This window comes from Streptomyces doebereineriae (assembly GCF_031845645.1).
In the GTDB taxonomy this organism is placed as follows: domain Bacteria; phylum Actinomycetota; class Actinomycetes; order Streptomycetales; family Streptomycetaceae; genus Streptomyces; species Streptomyces canus.
In genome coordinates this window covers 86,786-103,538 of the sequence record NZ_JAVREZ010000001.1, presented here as the reverse complement: position 1 = coordinate 103,538, position 16,753 = coordinate 86,786, and the positions used below count along the sequence as shown (strand labels likewise).

Here is a 16,753-nt window from a genome sequence, read left to right as displayed (position 1 = left end):
GGAAGGAGGGCCGTCGCATGACGACTCCCATCAGGCGCGTGTCCAGGCGCATGCCCGGCTGGGCGAAGATACTGACCGCCGTCGTGGTGGTGCTCGTGGTGTTCTTCGCCGGGATCCGGTTCAGTGTGCTCCCTGGCCTCAAGGACCTGTTCGGCACGGAGACCCACGACCGTTCGGGTCCCGCACTTCTGGAGTCCATCCAGGACATCAGCCGTTACGACGCCGCCTCCGGCAATTTCCAGGTCGTCGTGGATCTGGAGAAGGACACCAAGTACCTGCCCGACGCGATCCGCGGCTCCCGCACCCTGTATGTCGGGGCGGGCGCCGTCGACGCCTATGTCGACCTCGGCAAGGTCGCCAAGAACGACGTGACGGTCAACGAGGACCGCACGGCCGCCACCCTCCATCTGCCGCACGCGCAGCTCGGCAAGGCCACGCTGGACGCCGACCGCTCCTACGCGGTCTCCAAGCAGCGCGGTCTGCTCGACCGGCTCGGCGACTTCTTCTCCGACAACCCCAACGGCGAACAGGCCGTGCAGAAGCTCGCGGTGAAGCACATCAACGAGGCGGCGAAGGAGAGCGAGCTGACGAAGCGGGCCGAGACCAACACCACCAACATGCTGAAGGGCCTGCTGAGTTCGCTCGGCTTCAAGAAGGTCGAGGTCACCTACGGCAACTGATCAGCCGCCGAGCATGCCCGGCAGGGTGAGGGCGCCGAGCACGGTGGTGCCCACCAGCACCCATGCCACGTAGTCGCCGACGTGCCCGGACTGCAGGCGCCGTAGCGGCAGCGCCCGGTCCGGTGCGGCGAACGGCTTCGGGCGGATGACGGCGAGGAGGGCGAGGACCCCGGCCAGCAGGGTCGAGACCAGGCCCAACAGGACCCCGGCCGGGGTCCAGTGGACGGAGGTGAACACCCCCGCGGATCCGGTCTCGTTCACGGAGTGGGCGACCACCTTCGCGAAACCGGGGGCCACGCCGACGGTGACGGCTCCGGCGAGCAGTACGGCGGGCACCGCCGTCATGGTGTCCGGGATCCGGCTGAGCCGGTGCCGGGTCTCGGGCCGCTCGCCGGAGCCGGTGGTCTCGTACCCCGAACCGGCCTCGGGCCTGGGGCCCAGGCCGAGGAACACCCGGGCGGCGACCCGCAGAACGGCCGCGGCGGTCACCGCGCTCGCCGCCACGTACAGCACCGTGAGCGGGCCTCCCACGGCCTCCTCCGTCACCGACTTGCCGAGTGCCGTGCCGAACGGCGGCAGGCCCGCGAGGCCGAGGGCTCCCAGGACGAACAGCACGGCGACGCCCTTCAGTTCGCGGGCCCTGCCGTACAGGGCGTGCTCGTCGACGCTGCCGTACCGGTCGAGGAGGATGCCGGTGCACGCGAACAGGGCGGCCTTCACTCCGGCGTGGCCGAGGACGTACAGGGCGATCCCGTCGTCGGCCTCGGGCTTCAGGACGCCGATGCCGACGAGGAAGAGCCCGGTGTGGGCGACCGTCGAGTAGGCCAGGAGCCGTTTGATGTGCCGCTGGTACCAGCACATCACCGCGCCGATCACAGCCGTCAGCGCGCCCAGCACCACGAGGGCCCGCTCGAACTCGGGGGCCGGGACGCCGCCGGGTCCGGAGAAGACCGTGCCGTAGACGCGCCAGACGCCGAAGACGCCGAGTTCGACCATGACACCCGACAGCAGCATGCACACCGGGGTGGGGGCGACGGCGTGCGCGTCGGGCAGCCAGAAGTGGAAGGGGACGGCGGCCGCCTTGACCAGCAGTCCGGTCATGACCAGGACGAACGCGGCGAGGACCAGGGCGTCGGGGCGTCCGTGCGCGTCCAGTCCGCGCCCGATCTGGTGCATGCCGAGTTCGCCGGTGCGCGCGTACAGCAGCCCGATGCCCATGAGCATGGCGTAGGCGCCGAGCGAGGTGACGACCGCGAAGGTGAGTGCGCCCTGCACGGCTCTGGCCTCCTCGACCCGGTGCCCGGTGAGGGCGTACGCCACGACGCTCATCAGCTCGAACCACACGAAAGCGTTGAACAGGTCGCCCGCGATCGCGAACCCGCACATGCCGCCCTGGAAGAGCAGCAGCAGCGCGGGGAAGGAACCGGCGTGGCCGCGCGGCGGTTCGTCGAAGTAGTGCCAGGAGTACGCCAGTGCCGCCAGGGTGAGCAGGGAGGCGAGCGCGGCCATGCCGAGGCCGGGGCCGTCCCCGGTCAGCACGATGCCGACGCTCTGTCCGTCCACGGGTGTCCAGCCGCCGGCCCACTCCAGGAAGGGCGGGGAGCAGTTCAGCAGGAGGACGAGGGCGAGGCCGGCCGTGCCCGCGGAGACCGCGCAGCCGACGGTCTCGGCGACGGGCCGGGGCAACATGCGGCCGCCGGCCACCAGCAGGGTGGCGCCGAGCAGCGGTACGGCCACCAGCAGGGGCAGCGAAGCGTCCATCAGCCGCGCAGCTCGGAGAGTTCGTCGGGGTCGACGGTGCCGTGCCGTTTGGAGATCTGCACGACGAGGGCGAGCAGCAGGGCGGTGACGGTGGCGCCGACGACGACATCGGTCAGCGTCAGGGCCTGCACGACCGGGTCGACGACCGGGCGGGAGCCGGGTTTCAGGTCGGAGAAGACAGGGGCGGTGGCACCGTCGCGGTAGCCGACCGTCAGCAGCAGGACGTAGGTGCCGGCCTGGCACACGGACAGGCAGCCGACGGCGTGGATCAGGTTGCGGCTGGTGGCGAGGCCGTAGCAGCCGGCCAGGAAGACCCATCCGGCCACCAGATAGGGAAAGACATCCATCACTTCCCGTTCCCCTCCTCGATCTCGACGGCCTGGTCCAGGAAGCGGGCGAGCAGGACGACGACCGCGCAGGCGACCTCCATGCCGACGGCCGCGTTCAGCAGGGGGACGGTGCCGCCGGAGGACAGCGTGTTGAAGGTGCCGTACGGCAGCACGGTGTTGGCGAGGAAGGCCGTACCGCCGATCAGTCCGGCGAGGCCGGTGACGACGTAGGCGGAGGTGGCGATCGCGTCGCCGGTCTCGTACAGGCCGACCGGCCGGACGCGTTCCAGGGCCCGGTAGTCGGCGCCCAGGTAGAGCAGGTGCAGGGAGGTCGCGGCGACGACGCCGCCCTGGAAGCCGCCGCCGGGGCTGAGCTGGCCGTGGGCGATCACGTAGAGGCCGGTGAGCAGGGCGACGGGGAGGACGAGGAGGGCGTGGCGGCGGACCGGGCGGGCCACCTTCTCGGGGGCGGGGCGGTCGCGGTGTTCGTCGCGGGTCTGGCGCAGCAGGATCACGCAGCCGATGACGGCCGCGAAGAGGATGGTCATCTCGCCGAGGGTGTCGAAGGCGCGCTGGTCGAAGTTGACGGAGGCGATGACGTTGGCGGTGTGCCGGGCCAGGGAGGCGTGGACGGCCCGGTCGCCGTAGGGATGGCGGTCGCCGCCGAAGGCGGGCAGGTCGAGGGCGGCGGCCACGAAGAGGGTCGCCAGGCCCGCGCCGCCCACCGCCAGGAGCCACAGTCGGACGCGTCGGCTCACCGGTGGCGTCCTTCCTTCCGCCCGCGCCGCTTCACCTTGTGGACCGCGAGCAGGAGCAGCAGCGGGGTGAGGGCGGAGCCGACCGCGAGCTGCGACAGGGCCACGTCGGGTGCCTGCAGCACGGTGAACAGGACCGCGAGGACCACACCGAGCACGGACAGTACGAGGGCCTGGCGCACGGGGTCGCGGACGGCCACCGCCGCCGTCGCGGAGACGGCGACCAGAAGCAGGGCGACGACGATCACCGCGTCAGCCACGGCGGACCTCCGGGAAGCCGCCGGACAGGGCACGTGAGGCGACGACGTTCCCGCCGATCAGCAGGACGCCGACGACCAGGAGCTTGGCCATGGCCCGGCTCGGCCCGACGGCCACGCACAACGCGGGTACGACCACCGCGCCGACCGCGGCGGCCGCGTAGGTCAGACCCCAGGCGCTCGGCGGGTCCTCGGCCAGTTCGTCGGCGAGCAGCCTCGCGAAGACGAGGGTGCCGACCGGGCCCAGCAGGGCGAGGACCAGGGCGAGATCGACGTAGGAGGGGCGGTCGTAGCCCTGGGAGAGCAGCAGGAGGGCGGGGCAGGCGAACGGGGTGCACAGGTTCTGTGCCACGACCCGGCGGCTGAGCGGCCCGGTGGCGACGCCCCACACGGTGGCGCCCACTCCCCCGCCGAGGGTGACGGCCGCCGCGAGGATCCAGCCGTTCACCGTCCCGTCACCGCCCTTCGGGCGGCCCGGGCGGCGAGTGCGCCGAGGCAGGCGGCGCCCGCGCCGACCGCGAGTTCCAGGGTGTCCACGGTGCTGATGAACACGAGCCAGAGCACGGCGAGCGCGGCCCACCAGCCGAGGAGTTCGGCCGTGGCGAGGAGTGTCGTACGCCCGTTCATGCGCCACCTCCTCGCCACCGCGGCCCGGGAAAGGTCCGTCGCGCGCCATCCAAACACCGGCCCTGGGGCGTGCGGTGTCGACGCGCGCGGTACTCAGCCCGGAGTGCCCCGACCGTACGAAGGGAAACCGGGAGCCGGTCGGGGCGCGGCGGCATTTACGGGCCGTTCAGGGGTAATCGCCTCACGACACGGGGAAGTTGAGAGTGGAGGATTTCATGGCCTGGGCGCCCTCACGTTCGCGAGCGGGATCGGACACCGGCACCGCCAAGACCGAGCGCACGGCGAAACCCGCCCGCCCGCGGCGCGATCCGCTCTCCCTCGTCGTGCGTTTCGTGGCGATGGTGTTCGCCTTCGCGTTCATGGTGGCGTTCGCCGTCGTCCTGGCCCGGCTGACCCTGGAGCCCTCACCCGCTTCGGTGGACCTGACCCACACCAATCTGCATCCCGGCGCCTCCCTCAAGGCGTATCTGGACCAGCCGGAGATGCGGGACGCCGTCAAGCAGATCGGTGGGAACATCCTGCTGGGCGTGCCGTTCGGGATCCTGGTGCCGATCGTGGCTCCCAAGACCCGTGGGCTGCTGCGGATCCTGCTGCTGACGGCCGTGGTGATGCTGCTGGTCGAGTTCGCGCAGGGCGCGCTGGTGGAGGGGCGGGCGTTCGACATCGACGACGTCATCCTCAACACGGCCGGCGCTCTGATCGGCTATCTGCTGCTGGGGCGGCGGCTGAGCCGGGCGGTGCACAAGAGGCCGGCCGTCAAGTCGGCGAAGAAGGCTTGAGGAAACCCTCCTGACTCAACTCCTGGTCCGTACCAAAGTATTGACGGGCCCTTAACTCACTCCTTAAATCAAGAGGCGACACCTTCACCCCCCCACCTCGAAGGAAGAGCCGTGGCCGCCTCACGCCTGCTGCGCAGATGTCTCCTCGCCGCCCTGTCCGCCGTCCTGATCTCGTCGGGTACCGCCCAGGCGGACCCACCCGCCGTCTCCGCCGCCGCGGTGACCTTCTCCGACTCCTTCGACGGGCCCGCCGGAGCCGCCGTCGACTCCTCGAAGTGGCAGATCGAGACCGGCGACAACGTCAACAACCATGAGCGGCAGTACTACACGTCGGGCAACAAGAACGCCGCTCTCGACGGCCAGGGCCATCTCGTGATCACGGCCCGGCGGGAGAACCCGGCGAACTACCAGTGCTGGTACGGCACCTGCCAGTACACCTCGGCACGGCTGAACACCTCCGGGCAGTTCACGGCGCGGTACGGGCACGTCGAGGCGCGGATGAAGATCCCGCGCGGGCAGGGCATGTGGCCGGCGTTCTGGATGCTCGGCACACCGGTCAACTGGCCGGACTCGGGCGAGATCGACGTCATGGAGAACGTCGGCTTCGAGCCCTCGACCGTCCACGGCACGCTCCACGGCCCCGGCTACTCCGGCTCGGGCGGCATAGGCGCCGGCTACTCCCTGCCGAACGGCCAGGCCTTCGCGGACGCCTTCCACACCTTCGCCGTCGACTGGGCACCCGACTCGATCACCTGGTCCGTGGACGGGAACGTCTACCAGCGCCGCACGCCCGCCGACCTGGGCGGCCGCACCTGGGTGTTCAACAAGCCGTTCTTCCTGATCCTGAACCTCGCGGTCGGCGGCTACTGGCCCGGCGACCCGGACGGCTCCACGGTGTTCCCGCAGCAGCTCGTGGTGGACCACGTGTCGGTGACCACCGGCGACACGGCGACGGGGGCGGCGATCCGGGGCCTGGCCGGCAAGTGCGTGGACGTCGCCGGGGCGAACCCCGCGAACGGGACGGCCGTCCAGCTCTACGACTGCAACGGCACCGCCGCCCAGCAATGGACCGTCGGCTCGGACGGCACGATCCGCGCGCTGGGGAAGTGCCTGGACGTGACGGGCGGCGGCACCGCGGACGGGACGGCGGTCCAGCTCTACGACTGCAACGGCTCCGGGGCCCAGCGGTGGACCGTCACGGGCGCACGCGACATCGTCAACCCGCAGGCCGACAAGTGCCTCGACGTGACCGGCAACAGCTCGGCCAACGGCACCCGGTTGCAGCTGTGGACCTGCACGGGCGGCGCCAACCAGAAGTGGACGGTCGGCTGAACCAGGGTCAGTGCCGGGTCCAGGTGAACTTGTCGCCGCCCACCCAGCGGACCACGTCCGGATCGTCCAGGTCGTGGACCGTGATGCCGAAGGCGGCGGCCGCCTCCAGGACGTCGGTGACGGCCCTCGCCTCGCCGACCACCTCCCCGTCGATCTCCACGATCCGGAAGGGAGGCGTGGTCGGCTGGACCCCGAGCACGATGATCCGCGGGGTGGCGATGTGCGGGCTCGCGATTTCGGTCATGCATAGAGCGTAGAACGCAATGCCCGGGCGCGACTGGCGCGCGTCAACCGCGGAGCAGGGCGAGGACCGCCGCCTCGACCGCTCCCCCGGGTGGCCGGCCGCGCGAACGACTGTGGGAGGGGCTTCCGCTACCGGGACTCCCTCAAGGGCGCCGCCACTCGTCGTCCTCGAGGTGCGAGCCGGCCTGCGGGCCCATCCTCAGCATGCCGCCGTCGACACTCCAGGACGCGCCGGTGACATACGTGGCCTCGGGGCCGGCGAGGAAGGCGATCACGGCGGCCACCTCGCGGGCGTCCCCCGGACGGCCGAGCGGGACGCCGGGGCGGTCCTCGGTGTGGACGTCGCTGTCGTCCTGGCCGGTCATCGGGGTGGCGATCTCTCCGGGCGCGACCGCGTTGACGGTGATGCCGTGCTCGGCGAGTTCCAGGGCCATGACCTGGGTGACCAGCCCTAGGCCGCCCTTGGCCGCGCAGTAGGGGGCGGCACCGACCCGCGGCTGGTGCTCGTGGACGGAGGTCACGTTGACGATCCGGCCGCCCGAGCCCTGCTGGATCATGTGCCGGGCGGCCCGCTGGCCGCACAGGAAGGGGCCGACGAGGTCGACGTCGAGGACCTCGCGGACGGTGTCGAGCTCCAGGTCGAGGAAGGGCGTCATGGTGCCCGTGCCCGCGTTGTTGACCAGGACGTCGAGGCGGCCGAGCCGGTCGCACAGTTCGTCGACCGTGCCGGCGGCGACGGGCAGCCGCGTGAGGTCCATCTGGGCCACGACGGCCCGCTGCCCGTGTGCGCGGACCTCCTCGGCGGTCTCCTCGGCACCCTTCAGATCGGTGTGCCACGTGATGCCGATGTCCATCCCCGCCCGGGCCAGCCGGACGGCGGTGGCCCGGCCGATGCCGGAGTCGGCTCCGGTGATCACGGCCACCTTGGTGCGGGGTGCGGTGGGGGCGGACATCTGGGCCTCCTCGGGAACGGGGGCTTCGTCAGGGGTGACGAGGCGGTTGCCGGACGTCCGGGGTCCGAGGTCCGAGTGACATCCGACGAGGCATCGCAGTACCCGGCGGCGTACCCGACAAACCGCTCGCCCGTCGTGCGGGCCCCGTGGGCGTGGGGAACCCTGGAGGAGGAGGTGGCGATGGATCCCGTCGAAGCCCTGGACCGGATCGCCTTCCTGCTGGAGCGGTCCCTGGCACCGACGTACCGCGTGCGTGCCTTCCGTACGGCGGCCCGGGTGCTGGCCGAGCTGCCCGCGGACGAGGTGCGCGAGCGCGCGCAGGCCGGGTCGCTGGAGTCGCTCAAGGGCGTCGGCCCGAAGACCGCGCAGGTGGTGCGTGAGGCGCTGGCCGGAGGGGTGCCCGGCTACCTGGAGAAGCTGGAGGGTGAGTCCAGCGCGCCGCGCGCCCGGGGCGGCGAGAAGCTGCGGGCGCTGCTGCGGGGCGACTGCCATCTGCACTCCGACTGGTCGGACGGCGGCAGCCCGATCGAGGAGATGGGCCGGACCGCGGCGGAGCTCGGCCATGAGTGGGCGGTGCTGACCGACCACTCGCCACGGCTGACGGTGGCCCGGGGGCTGTCCCCGGAGCGGCTGCGGCACCAGCTGGACGTGGTGGCGGCGCTGAACGGGACATGGGCGCCGTTCCGGCTGCTCACCGGCATCGAGTGCGACATCCTCGACGACGGCTCGCTGGACCAGGAACCGGAACTCCTGGAGCGGCTGGACGTGGTGGTGGTGTCCGTGCACTCCAAGCTGCGCATGGACGCCCGGGCGATGACCCGGCGCATGGTGGCCGCCGTACGCGATCCGCACGCGAACGTCCTCGGGCACTGCACGGGACGTCTGGTGACCGGGCGGGGGCGGCCCGAGTCGGAGTTCGACGCCGACGAGGTGTTCGCCGCGTGCGCCGAGTCCGGCACGGCGGTGGAGATCAACAGCCGTCCGGAGCGCCTCGATCCGCCGCGCCGGCTGCTGCGCCGGGCGGTCGACGCGGGCGTGCTGTTCTCGGTCGACACCGACGCGCACGCGCCCGGCCAGCTCGACTGGCAGATCCTCGGGTGCGCGCGGGCGGAGGAGTGCGGGGTGCCCGCCGAGCGGATCGTGACCACCTGGGCTCGGGAGGAGCTGCTGGCCTGGTCCCGGGAGGGCCGGGTGCCGTCCCGAGTGGCGAACGTCTGACGTGGTACTAGGGAGGGCACGACAGGAAAGGGGCGGTTCATGCAACGCGCGGCAGTGTTCGACGTCGACGGCACTCTGGTGGACACCAACCATCTGCATGTGACGACGTGGTGGGAGGCGCTCCGGCAGGCGGGCCACCGGGTGCCGATGCATGCCGTGCACCGGGCCATCGGACTCGGCTCCGACGACCTCGTCGCCCATCTCCTCGGCGACGACCGCGACAAGGACCAGGACGACGAGCTCAGCGCCGCCCACAAGGCCCTGTACGGGCAGTACTTCGACCGGCTGCCGGCGCTCCAGGACGCCGGGCGGCTGCTGCGCCGCCTCGACCAGGACGGCTGGCGCGTGGTGCTCGCCACCTCGGCGGGCGGGGCGGAGCTGTCCGCGCTGCGCCGGGCGATCGACGCCGACGACGCGATCATGGCCACCGCGAGCGCCGACGACGTGGAGCAGGGCAAGCCCGCCCCCGAGCCCGTCGAACACGCGCTGGAGCTGGCCGGGGTGCCCACGGAGCGCGCGGTCTTCGTCGGCGACACCGTGTGGGACATGCGGGCCGGCTCCCGGGCGGGCGTGCGCTGCGTCGGCGTCCTGTGCGGCGGCATCCCTCGCGCCGACCTGGTGGAGGCGGGCGCGCAGGCGATCTACGACGATCCGGCCCACCTGCTGGCATCGCTTGCGGACAGTCCTTTGGCATGACCTGCCGGACGGCACGGAACCCACAGCGGATGACTGGTGTGACGGAAGCTCTACGTGGACAGCCCCGCCCGACGCACGCCCTGCGGGAGGAGGCACACGCCGTCGGCCGGGCGGCCCGTGCCGCCTGCCGCGGGCCCGGGCGGGAGCGCGATCTGCTTGTGCAGTCGCTCAAGGCCTCGGCCGCCGCGATCCTCGCCTGGCTCGTGGCGGGCGTGTGGATGGGCGATCCGATGGCCCTGATGGCGCCCTGGGTGGCCGTGGTGCTGGTGCAGGCGACCGTGTACAGCTCGCTGATGCAGGCCGCTCGGCAGTTCACGGCGATCTGCGCCGGGGCGCTGCTGGCGTCGCTGGCCCTGGCCGTCACAGGGAACACGCTGGGTGCCGTGGCGCTGTCGGTACCGCTGCTGATGCTGCTGGCGAACTGGCCGCGCTTCGGCGACCAGGGGATCTACGGCGCCACCACCGCGCTGTTCACCCTCGCCACCGGCGCGGCCGACGTCTTTGCCGTCGGCCACCGGGTGGGGCAGGCCGCGCTCGGCGCGGTCATCGGTATCGCCGTGAACGCGTTCGTGCTTCCGCCGATCCATCTGCGGGACGTGCGGGAGAACCTCGCAGCGCTGGCCCGGGAGGCGGGCGACGTGCTGCACACCGTGGCCGGTGACCTGCGGGACGGCGAGTGGGACGCGCAGGGGTGGTCGCATGCCTCGGCCCGGCTGGAGCGCCGGCTGGACGCGCTGCGGTCCGCCCGTGGCTGGAGCCGGGAGAGCCTGCGGCTGACCGCCGCCCCCCGGCGTGCCGTACGGCGGCTTCCCGCGTCGGTCCCGCCGGAGCAGGACGACGAGCGCTGGAGCCGTGTCACCGGGCACATCCGCGCGCTCACCCGGACCCTGGCCGTGGCCGCCGACGACGGCCGCGCCCCCGCGCCACCCGCCAGGCCGGCGCTGGACGCGTACGCCGACCTCCTGCAGCTGATCGGCGACGCCTGTCACGCGGAGAGCGACCGGCTGCTGACGGCCGACGGCGCGGCCCGTCCGGACGACCATGCCGAGTCGGCGATGCGCGAGCTGCGCGGACAGCTGCAGGACGGTCTGCGGGAGCACGCCGGGCAGGGGGGCGACGGCACGACGGTGCTGGGGAGCCTGCTGCTGCAGGCCGAGAACCTGTGGAGCGAGACCGTTCCGACCGGTCGGCACGGGTGACACAGCTCACCCGAGAATGCCCTCAACGGCGGAACACCCCAGGGTGGTTGCCCGTTGAACAGAGCGTGGGTACGGACGGGACAGTGTCCCCGGGCCTCACCTTTTGCCCACAGGGACGATCGTTCGGCTGAAGCCCTGTGGAGCCTTTCGCCGAGAGGCGACCGCCGTCCGTGCCCACCGCGAGACCGCCCCGACCGTGATTCCCCCGTCCGGTCGGGGCTTCCTCTTGTCCGGGCCTGGTGCCCCGGGCGGTGTGGGCTTGACTTCGAGAGCACTCCAATTCGTAGCGTTCCCGTCATGAGCACTGCACAGCACAAGATCGGTTCGGGGTTCGGCGCCCACAGCACCGCCGACGACGTTCTCGCGGGCATCGACCTGTCCGGCAAGCTCGCCATCGTCACCGGCGGCTACTCGGGGCTCGGCCTGGAGACCACCCGGGCGCTCACGAAGGCGGGTGCCCGGGTCGTCGTCCCGGCCCGGCGTCCCGACACCGCCTGGAAGGCCCTGGCCGGCCTCGACGGTGTCGAACTGGACGAACTCGACCTCGGCGACCTGGAGAGCGTGCGCGCCTTCGCCGAGCGGTTCCTCGACTCGGGCCGCACGGTCGACCTCGTCATCGACAACGCCGGGATCATGGCCTGCCCGGAGACGCGGGTCGGGCCGGGCTGGGAGGCGCAGTTCGCGACCAACCACCTCGGTCACTTCGCGCTGGTCAACCGGCTGTGGCCGGCGATCGAGCCCGGCGGCGCCCGCGTGGTCTCGGTGTCCTCGCGCGCCCACCACTTCTCCGGGATGCGCTGGGACGACGTCCACTGGCGGACCGGCTACGACAAGTGGCAGGCCTACGGCCAGGCCAAGACGGCGAACGTCCTGTTCGCCGTCCACCTCGACAAGGTCGGCGCCGACCGCGGTGTGCGGGCCTTCTCGCTCCACCCCGGCGGCATCCTCACCCCGTTGCAGCGCCACCTGCCCAAGTCGGAGATGGTGGAGCGCGGCTGGATCGACGAGCAGGGCAACGTGCTCAACCCCTCGGGCTTCAAGAGCCCGGAGCAGGGCGCGGCCACGCAGGTGTGGGCGGCGACCTCGCCCCAGCTGGCCGGGATGGGCGGGGTCTACCTGGAGGACTGCGACATCGCCGAGCCCGCCGTCGACGGCGACGAGAGCGGCGGCGTCAGGGCGTGGGCGACCGACCCGGAGCAGGCGGAGCGCCTGTGGACGCTGTCGGCGGAGCTCACGGGAGTGAACGCGTTCGCCTGAGCCTGGGGACGGTCGGCGTCAAGATCGCCGGGGCCCTTTGAGACGGCGGGCGCCGAGGCCCCGGGCCGCCGCCAGGCGCTACGCCGCGTCGAGTTCTTTCGGGCCGTACAGCGCGGCCGGCGCGCCGGTCTGCAGGGCCCAGTAGCGGTCGCCGTAGGACCAGTGCCACCACTCCGTCGGATAGTTGACCAGGCCCGCCGCGCTCAGCGCCTGGCCGAGCACGTCCCGGTTGGCCTTGGCCTCCTCGGTGATGTTGCCGGCGCCCGTGTAGCAGGCGCCGTCGCTCTCCTCGGGGCTGGCGTTCATGGCGGTGCCCAGGTCGAGTTCGCGGCCGTCGGCGTCGGTGAGGGTGAGGTCGACGGCCGCGCCGGCGCTGTGCGGGGCTATCTCGGGCGGGGAGACATAGCGGCTGGCCGCGGTGCGGATCCGGTCGGCGGACCAGTCCGGGTGGGCGGCGCGCAGTCCGTCGGCGTACGTCTCGAAGTAGTGCCGCTGGAGGGCGGGCGGCCGGTACCCCTCGACGAAGAGCAGGCGCAGACCGTCGGGCAGCAGGGCCTGCGCCCGGAGCAGCCGGTCGAGGACACCCTGGCGCAGATGGACCTCGGCGCCCCCGGAGTCCTCGTGCTTGCGGTCGTCGACGCGGAGGTGGGCGCGGACGTCCACGAGGAGTTCGCCGTTCTCCTCGACGGGGACGGCGGCGACACGGGCGTCGGACATCAGGATGATCTCGCTCATGGGGTGATCATCTCGTGGCCGCGTACCGTGCCGTGCACCGCGTGCATCGCCGGTGGCCGGGTACTCGGGCGGTCCCCCGCCCCAGCGGCCCGAAGGAGCCGAACGTGAGCACTTCAACCGGCAGCAGGATCGTGGTCACGGGCGCCACCGGCAACGTGGGAACCAGCGTGGTGCGCCTTCTCTCCGAGGATCCGGAGGTCGGCTCCGTACGGGGCCTGGCCCGGCGGATCCCGGACTGGTCGCCCGACCGGACCGAGTGGTCCGCGGTCGACCTGGCATCGGAACGGACCGATCTGACCGAGGAGTTCGCGGGCGCCGACGCGGTGGTCCATCTGGCGTGGGCGTTCCAGCCGACGCACGACCCGGCGGTGACCTGGCGCACCAACGTCCTCGGCTCGATCCGGGTGTTCGAGGCGGTCGCGGCGGCCAAGGTGCCGGCGCTGGTGCACGCGTCGTCCGTGGGCGCCTACTCCCCGGGTCCGAAGGAGCACGCGGTGGACGAGTCGTGGCCGACGCACGGCTGGCCGGACGCCGCGTACTGCCGGGAGAAGGCCTATCTGGAGCGCGCCCTGGACATTTTCGAGCGCGACCACCCCGCCGTCCGGGTCGTACGGATGCGTCCGGCGTTCCTCTTCAAGCGGGAGTCGGCGAGCGAGCAGCGCCGCATCTTCGGCGGCCGTTTCCTGCCGGGCCAGCTGGCCCGGCCCGACCTGCTGCGCTTCCTCCCCGACATTCCGGGTCTGCGGGTGCAGGCTCTGCACACCGACGACGCCGCCCAGGCCTACGCACTGGCGGTGCGCTCGGACGTGCGGGGCGCCTTCAATCTGGCGGGTGAGCCGACGGTCGACGCCGAGTTGCTGGCCGGGATGCTCGACGCCCGTCCCGTACGGCTGCCGCGCACCGCGGCCCGCTCGGCGATCGCGGCCGCGTGGGGCCTGCATCTGCTGCCCGCGTCCCCGCATCTGTTCGACGCGGTGCTGCGGCTGCCCCTGATGGACTGCACGCGTGCGCGTACCGAACTCGGCTGGCACCCGGAGCACACGGCGACCGAGGTCCTGGAGGAGTTCCTGCACGGGATGCAGCAGGGCGCGGGGGCGCGGACGGAGCCGATGAAGGGCCGCAAGGTCGGCTGAGCGGCCCTTGCGGCCCAGGCGTCAGCCGGTGGACTCCTCGGCCCCCGGGTGCTCGGGGTGCACGGTGTCCGACCGCGTCGCCCCCTGCCGGCCGGTGCCCGCCTCGTCGGTGTCGGGGACGGCCTCGGGCTCGTCGGTGCCGGGCTCCTCGTCCGGGACGTCGGCGACCTCCCAGGGATCCTCGCCCTCGCCCGCCTGCTGGTCCGGCAGATCCCGCGGGACGGGGTCACCGTTCTCGCCGGGTGCTTCCTGACGGTGGTCCACGGCGTCCTCCCTTCGCGTTCATGGCGGGAGCGCGAGTACCTCCGCGCAGGTCGGCGAAACGTCAGCGCGGGGCCCGCTCCTCCAGGGCCGTCCGCCAGGCCGGTGCCGGCCCCTCGGGCGTGGGTTCGGGTCGCCGGCCGCCGCGGGCGAAGAAGTCGGCGAGCGGGAGAATGGCCGCGCCGACGGTGACCGCGTCGGGCCCGAGACGGCCTAGGTCGACGGTGACCTTTTCGGCCGGGTACCGCAGCGCGTACGCCGTCGCGTGGCGTCGTACGGCGGGCAGGAACCGGGCGCCGAGCTGGAGCCCGGCCCAGCCGCCCACGATGATCCGCTCGGGCTGGAAGAGGTTGATCAGGTCGGACAGGCCTGCGCCCAGGTACTCGGCGGTCTCCTCCAGGACGGCGAGGGCCACCGGGTCGGCCTCGGCGCCCTCGGCCGGGTGGGCGGCGGCGAGCATCGCGGCCAGCGCGGTCTCCTCGTCGGCGCCCTCGGGCGGGCGGCCGCCCGCTTCCCGCCAGCGCTCGAGCAGCGACTCGGCGCCCGCGTAGGCCTCCAGGCAGCCGAGGGCACCGCAGCGGCAGCGGCGCCCCCTGACCCGTACGGTCAGATGCCCCCATTCGACCGCCCGGCCGTGCTCCACCTCGGGCGTCACCAGACAGGCGCCGACGCCGGAGCCGAAGAGGACCACGACGGCGCTGCGGGCACCGCGGCCGCCGCCGAACCACATTTCGGCCTGGCCGAGGGTCTTGGCGCCGTTGTCGATGAAGTACCGGACACTGCCGGGCAGCGGGGAGCCGGTGCGCAGCAGTGCCTCCAGCGGGACGGCGTCCCAGCCGATGGTCTGTCCGTGCACGACGGCCCCGCTCCGGGGGGTGTGCGCGACGATGCCGGGCACGCCGATGCCGACGCCGAGCAGCGCCTCGGGCTCGGTCCCGGTACCGGCGAGCACCTCGGCGATGCCGTCGCGGATGTGCCCGACGATGGCCTCGACGTCGTAGCTCCGCTGGGTCAACAGCCGTTCGGCGCGGGCGAGTTCGGTGAGGGTCAGGTCGAACAGCTCGACGCGCACCCGGGTCTCGCCGACGTCGACGCCGATCATGTGGCCGCTGCCGGGCGCCACCCGCAGCAGGGTGCGGGGACGTCCGCCGTCGGAATCGACGCTGCCGGCCTCCTCCAACAGGCCGTCGGCCACCAGGTCGGCGACGACGTTGCTGACCGAGCCGGAACTGAGCCCGGTGACCGGGCCGAGTTCGAAGCGGCTGAGGGGGCCGTCGAAGTAGAGGCGCTGCAGTACGGCAGTGCGGTTGGCGCGTCTGAGGTCGCGTACGGTGCGTCCGTTCAAGGGTGGTCAGGCTCCCGCGACCCGGGCGAGGGCCTCGATCTCGTCCAGGGCGGCGACGAGTTCCGGTGCCACCGCCGACTGGACCCAGCGTTCCCTCTCGTCGTCGACCGCCCGCGGGACGGTCTCGGTGAGCATGATCAGGTAGAGGTAGGCGCGGTAGAGGGCCAGCCGCACCCGGGCCGGCACGTCGAACTCGGCCCGGCCGCCCTCCTCCCGGTAGCCCGCGAGGAACGCCTCGTCCTTCTTGATGTCCCCGAGCAGCGCCAGGGAGACGAAGTCGGCGAGGGGGTCGCCCCAGAGCATCCGCTCCCCGTCGATGAGCCCGCCGATGCGCAGCTCCCCGTCTGCCCGGCGGTCCAGCAGGATGTTGCCGTCCCACAGGTCGAAGTGGACCAGGGCGGGGACCGTCACCTCGTCGAGGGCGGGGAAGCCGGCCCTCAGTGTGCTCGCCACCTGGTCGACGGAGCGGGGCAGCCGTGCTCCGTAGTCCCGGGCGTCGTCCAGGATCGCCTCGATCATGGCCGTGAACGCGGTCCGCCAGTCGGGGGCGAGCGGACCGAGAGCACCGGAGGGGTAGCCGAAGCCCGGCCCGGTCACGGTGTGCAGCCGGGCCACCTGGCGACCCAACTCCCTTCGCAGCGGGGCCCGTTCGGCATCGGTCACCGAGCCGTCCCAGGGCTCGCCGGGACACGCGGTCATCAGCAGATGGGGTACGGCGGTGTCCTCACCGAGGGCCACGACGTGCGGCGCCGCGACCTCGGCCACGGCGGCGGCGCGGTAGAACTCCGCCTCGGAGACCAGGAGTTCACGCTCGTAGCGCAGGCCGGGAACCGTGGACGCGGGCGGGACCTTGAGGACGAAACGGGTGCCGTCGGTGAGCAGGAGCTCCTCGACGGTGTTGTACGTGCCGCCGCTCAGCGGCCGCAGCGCGGCGAGGCGGCCTGGGTCGAGACCCGCGCCCTCCAGCACCCGCCGGGCCCATTCCCAGGAGTCCACCAACGTCCCGCCCCCTTCTCCCTGCCCGGCAACCGTCCGGTCGGCGTCGGGCATGTGTTCCCGGAACAGGGTACGGAACGCGTCCCGCGCACCGAGGGCCATTCGTGATCCGTCTCCGCAGACGTATGCGCGGGCGCCGGACAGATCTGTCCGGATGGCGGCCTTGATCCTCGCGGCCTAGCGTTGAAGACGCGCCT

The 16,753-nt window shown here is 72.5% G+C and carries 20 protein-coding genes; 8 read left to right on the top strand and 12 right to left on the bottom strand.

Annotation, left to right across the window (positions count from 1 at the left end; genetic code table 11):
* The first annotated feature begins 17 nt into the window (after positions 1 to 17).
* Positions 18 to 680, top strand: a complete 663-nt coding sequence (locus RNB18_RS00495) for a DUF4230 domain-containing protein (protein WP_311712114.1) — start codon at positions 18 to 20, stop codon at positions 678 to 680.
* Here RNB18_RS00495 and RNB18_RS00490 read toward each other — a convergent pair whose 3' ends face one another.
* The 6 genes from RNB18_RS00490 to RNB18_RS00465 are packed head-to-tail and all read right to left on the bottom strand — an operon-like array spanning position 681 to position 4,409.
* Positions 681 to 2,441, bottom strand: a complete 1,761-nt coding sequence (locus RNB18_RS00490; RefSeq protein WP_311712113.1) for a complex I subunit 5 family protein — start codon at positions 2,439 to 2,441, stop codon at positions 681 to 683.
* Positions 2,441 to 2,788 (bottom strand): sodium:proton antiporter, encoded by a 348-nt coding sequence (locus RNB18_RS00485; protein WP_062040132.1) that lies wholly within the window; start codon positions 2,786 to 2,788, stop codon positions 2,441 to 2,443. The genes RNB18_RS00490 and RNB18_RS00485 overlap by 1 nt, the downstream gene beginning before the upstream one ends.
* Positions 2,788 to 3,528, bottom strand: a complete 741-nt coding sequence (gene mbhE, locus RNB18_RS00480) for a hydrogen gas-evolving membrane-bound hydrogenase subunit E (protein ID WP_311712112.1) — start codon at positions 3,526 to 3,528, stop codon at positions 2,788 to 2,790. Before mbhE ends, RNB18_RS00485 begins: the two co-directional genes overlap by 1 nt.
* Positions 3,525 to 3,785, bottom strand: a complete 261-nt coding sequence (locus RNB18_RS00475) for a hydrogenase subunit MbhD domain-containing protein (protein ID WP_280860863.1) — start codon at positions 3,783 to 3,785, stop codon at positions 3,525 to 3,527. Before RNB18_RS00475 ends, mbhE begins: the two co-directional genes overlap by 4 nt.
* Positions 3,778 to 4,230 (bottom strand): monovalent cation/H+ antiporter complex subunit F, encoded by a 453-nt coding sequence (locus RNB18_RS00470; protein WP_311712111.1) that lies wholly within the window; start codon positions 4,228 to 4,230, stop codon positions 3,778 to 3,780. The genes RNB18_RS00475 and RNB18_RS00470 overlap by 8 nt, the downstream gene beginning before the upstream one ends.
* Entirely contained in the window at positions 4,227 to 4,409 is a 183-nt protein-coding gene (locus tag RNB18_RS00465) for a hypothetical protein (RefSeq protein WP_311712110.1), read from the bottom strand. The genes RNB18_RS00470 and RNB18_RS00465 overlap by 4 nt, the downstream gene beginning before the upstream one ends.
* Positions 4,410 to 4,624: 215 nt before the next feature.
* Between RNB18_RS00465 and RNB18_RS00460 the strand changes: the two genes are divergently transcribed.
* The gene (locus tag RNB18_RS00460; RefSeq protein ID WP_311712109.1) at positions 4,625 to 5,188 is read left to right on the top strand and encodes a VanZ family protein; all 564 of its coding nucleotides are present in this window, start codon (positions 4,625 to 4,627) and stop codon (positions 5,186 to 5,188) included.
* Positions 5,189 to 5,299: 111 nt separating this feature from the next.
* Complete coding sequence (locus RNB18_RS00455; RefSeq protein WP_311712108.1) at positions 5,300 to 6,520, top strand: RICIN domain-containing protein; 1,221 nt, start codon at positions 5,300 to 5,302, stop codon at positions 6,518 to 6,520.
* A 7-nt stretch (positions 6,521 to 6,527) separates the two neighbouring features.
* Here RNB18_RS00455 and RNB18_RS00450 read toward each other — a convergent pair whose 3' ends face one another.
* A complete protein-coding gene (locus tag RNB18_RS00450; RefSeq protein ID WP_057613237.1) occupies positions 6,528 to 6,764 on the bottom strand; it encodes a hypothetical protein in 237 nt (78 codons plus the stop codon).
* Between the two features lie 142 nt (positions 6,765 to 6,906).
* A complete protein-coding gene (locus tag RNB18_RS00445) occupies positions 6,907 to 7,716 on the bottom strand; it encodes an SDR family oxidoreductase (RefSeq protein WP_311712107.1) in 810 nt (269 codons plus the stop codon).
* 180 nt (positions 7,717 to 7,896) lie between these two features.
* Between RNB18_RS00445 and RNB18_RS00440 the strand changes: the two genes are divergently transcribed.
* The 4 genes from RNB18_RS00440 (at position 7,897) to RNB18_RS00425 (ending at position 12,086) form a co-directional block, all read left to right on the top strand.
* Entirely contained in the window at positions 7,897 to 8,934 is a 1,038-nt protein-coding gene (locus RNB18_RS00440) for a PHP domain-containing protein (RefSeq protein ID WP_311712106.1), read from the top strand.
* 39 nt (positions 8,935 to 8,973) lie between these two features.
* Entirely contained in the window at positions 8,974 to 9,630 is a 657-nt protein-coding gene (locus tag RNB18_RS00435) for an HAD family hydrolase (protein ID WP_311712105.1), read from the top strand.
* Positions 9,631 to 9,659: 29 nt separating this feature from the next.
* Entirely contained in the window at positions 9,660 to 10,829 is a 1,170-nt protein-coding gene (locus RNB18_RS00430; protein ID WP_311712104.1) for an FUSC family protein, read from the top strand.
* A gap of 297 nt (positions 10,830 to 11,126) precedes the next feature.
* Positions 11,127 to 12,086, top strand: coding sequence for an SDR family NAD(P)-dependent oxidoreductase (locus tag RNB18_RS00425; protein ID WP_311712103.1), 960 nt, complete (start codon positions 11,127 to 11,129; stop codon positions 12,084 to 12,086).
* Between the two features lie 78 nt (positions 12,087 to 12,164).
* Here RNB18_RS00425 and RNB18_RS00420 read toward each other — a convergent pair whose 3' ends face one another.
* On the bottom strand, positions 12,165 to 12,821 hold the full coding sequence (locus RNB18_RS00420) for a M15 family metallopeptidase (protein ID WP_311712102.1): 657 nt from the start codon (positions 12,819 to 12,821) through the stop codon (positions 12,165 to 12,167).
* Positions 12,822 to 12,925: 104 nt separating this feature from the next.
* Between RNB18_RS00420 and RNB18_RS00415 the strand changes: the two genes are divergently transcribed.
* On the top strand, positions 12,926 to 13,954 hold the full coding sequence (locus RNB18_RS00415; protein WP_311712101.1) for an SDR family oxidoreductase: 1,029 nt from the start codon (positions 12,926 to 12,928) through the stop codon (positions 13,952 to 13,954).
* Positions 13,955 to 13,975: 21 nt separating this feature from the next.
* Here RNB18_RS00415 and RNB18_RS00410 read toward each other — a convergent pair whose 3' ends face one another.
* The 3 genes from RNB18_RS00410 to RNB18_RS00400 all read right to left on the bottom strand — a co-directional run bounded on the left by RNB18_RS00410 (position 13,976) and on the right by RNB18_RS00400 (position 16,559).
* Positions 13,976 to 14,218, bottom strand: a complete 243-nt coding sequence (locus RNB18_RS00410; protein WP_266511894.1) for a hypothetical protein — start codon at positions 14,216 to 14,218, stop codon at positions 13,976 to 13,978.
* Between the two features lie 61 nt (positions 14,219 to 14,279).
* Positions 14,280 to 15,560: an ROK family transcriptional regulator gene (locus tag RNB18_RS00405; RefSeq protein ID WP_311712100.1), complete on the bottom strand. Its 1,281-nt coding sequence runs from the start codon at positions 15,558 to 15,560 to the stop codon at positions 14,280 to 14,282.
* Between the two features lie 6 nt (positions 15,561 to 15,566).
* On the bottom strand, positions 15,567 to 16,559 hold the full coding sequence (locus tag RNB18_RS00400) for a phosphotransferase family protein (RefSeq protein ID WP_311712981.1): 993 nt from the start codon (positions 16,557 to 16,559) through the stop codon (positions 15,567 to 15,569).
* Positions 16,560 to 16,753 lie beyond the last annotated feature (194 nt).

Bases quoted from the DNA above. Each gene is read 5' to 3' on its own strand.
- RNB18_RS00440 (WP_311712106.1), top strand. From the start codon at position 7,897: ATGGATCCCGTCGAAGCCCTGGACCGGATCGCCTTCCTGCTGGAGCGG.
- RNB18_RS00430 (WP_311712104.1), top strand. From the start codon at position 9,660: ATGACTGGTGTGACGGAAGCTCTACGTGGACAGCCCCGCCCGACGCAC.
- RNB18_RS00435 (WP_311712105.1), top strand. From the start codon at position 8,974: ATGCAACGCGCGGCAGTGTTCGACGTCGACGGCACTCTGGTGGACACC.
- RNB18_RS00465 (WP_311712110.1), bottom strand. From the start codon at position 4,409: ATGAACGGGCGTACGACACTCCTCGCCACGGCCGAACTCCTCGGCTGG.
- RNB18_RS00445 (WP_311712107.1), bottom strand. From the start codon at position 7,716: ATGTCCGCCCCCACCGCACCCCGCACCAAGGTGGCCGTGATCACCGGA.
- RNB18_RS00485 (WP_062040132.1), bottom strand. From the start codon at position 2,788: ATGGATGTCTTTCCCTATCTGGTGGCCGGATGGGTCTTCCTGGCCGGC.
- RNB18_RS00495 (WP_311712114.1), top strand. From the start codon at position 18: ATGACGACTCCCATCAGGCGCGTGTCCAGGCGCATGCCCGGCTGGGCG.
- RNB18_RS00450 (WP_057613237.1), bottom strand. From the start codon at position 6,764: ATGACCGAAATCGCGAGCCCGCACATCGCCACCCCGCGGATCATCGTG.
- RNB18_RS00420 (WP_311712102.1), bottom strand. From the start codon at position 12,821: ATGAGCGAGATCATCCTGATGTCCGACGCCCGTGTCGCCGCCGTCCCC.
- RNB18_RS00425 (WP_311712103.1), top strand. From the start codon at position 11,127: ATGAGCACTGCACAGCACAAGATCGGTTCGGGGTTCGGCGCCCACAGC.
- RNB18_RS00490 (WP_311712113.1), bottom strand. From the start codon at position 2,441: ATGGACGCTTCGCTGCCCCTGCTGGTGGCCGTACCGCTGCTCGGCGCC.
- RNB18_RS00460 (WP_311712109.1), top strand. From the start codon at position 4,625: ATGGCCTGGGCGCCCTCACGTTCGCGAGCGGGATCGGACACCGGCACC.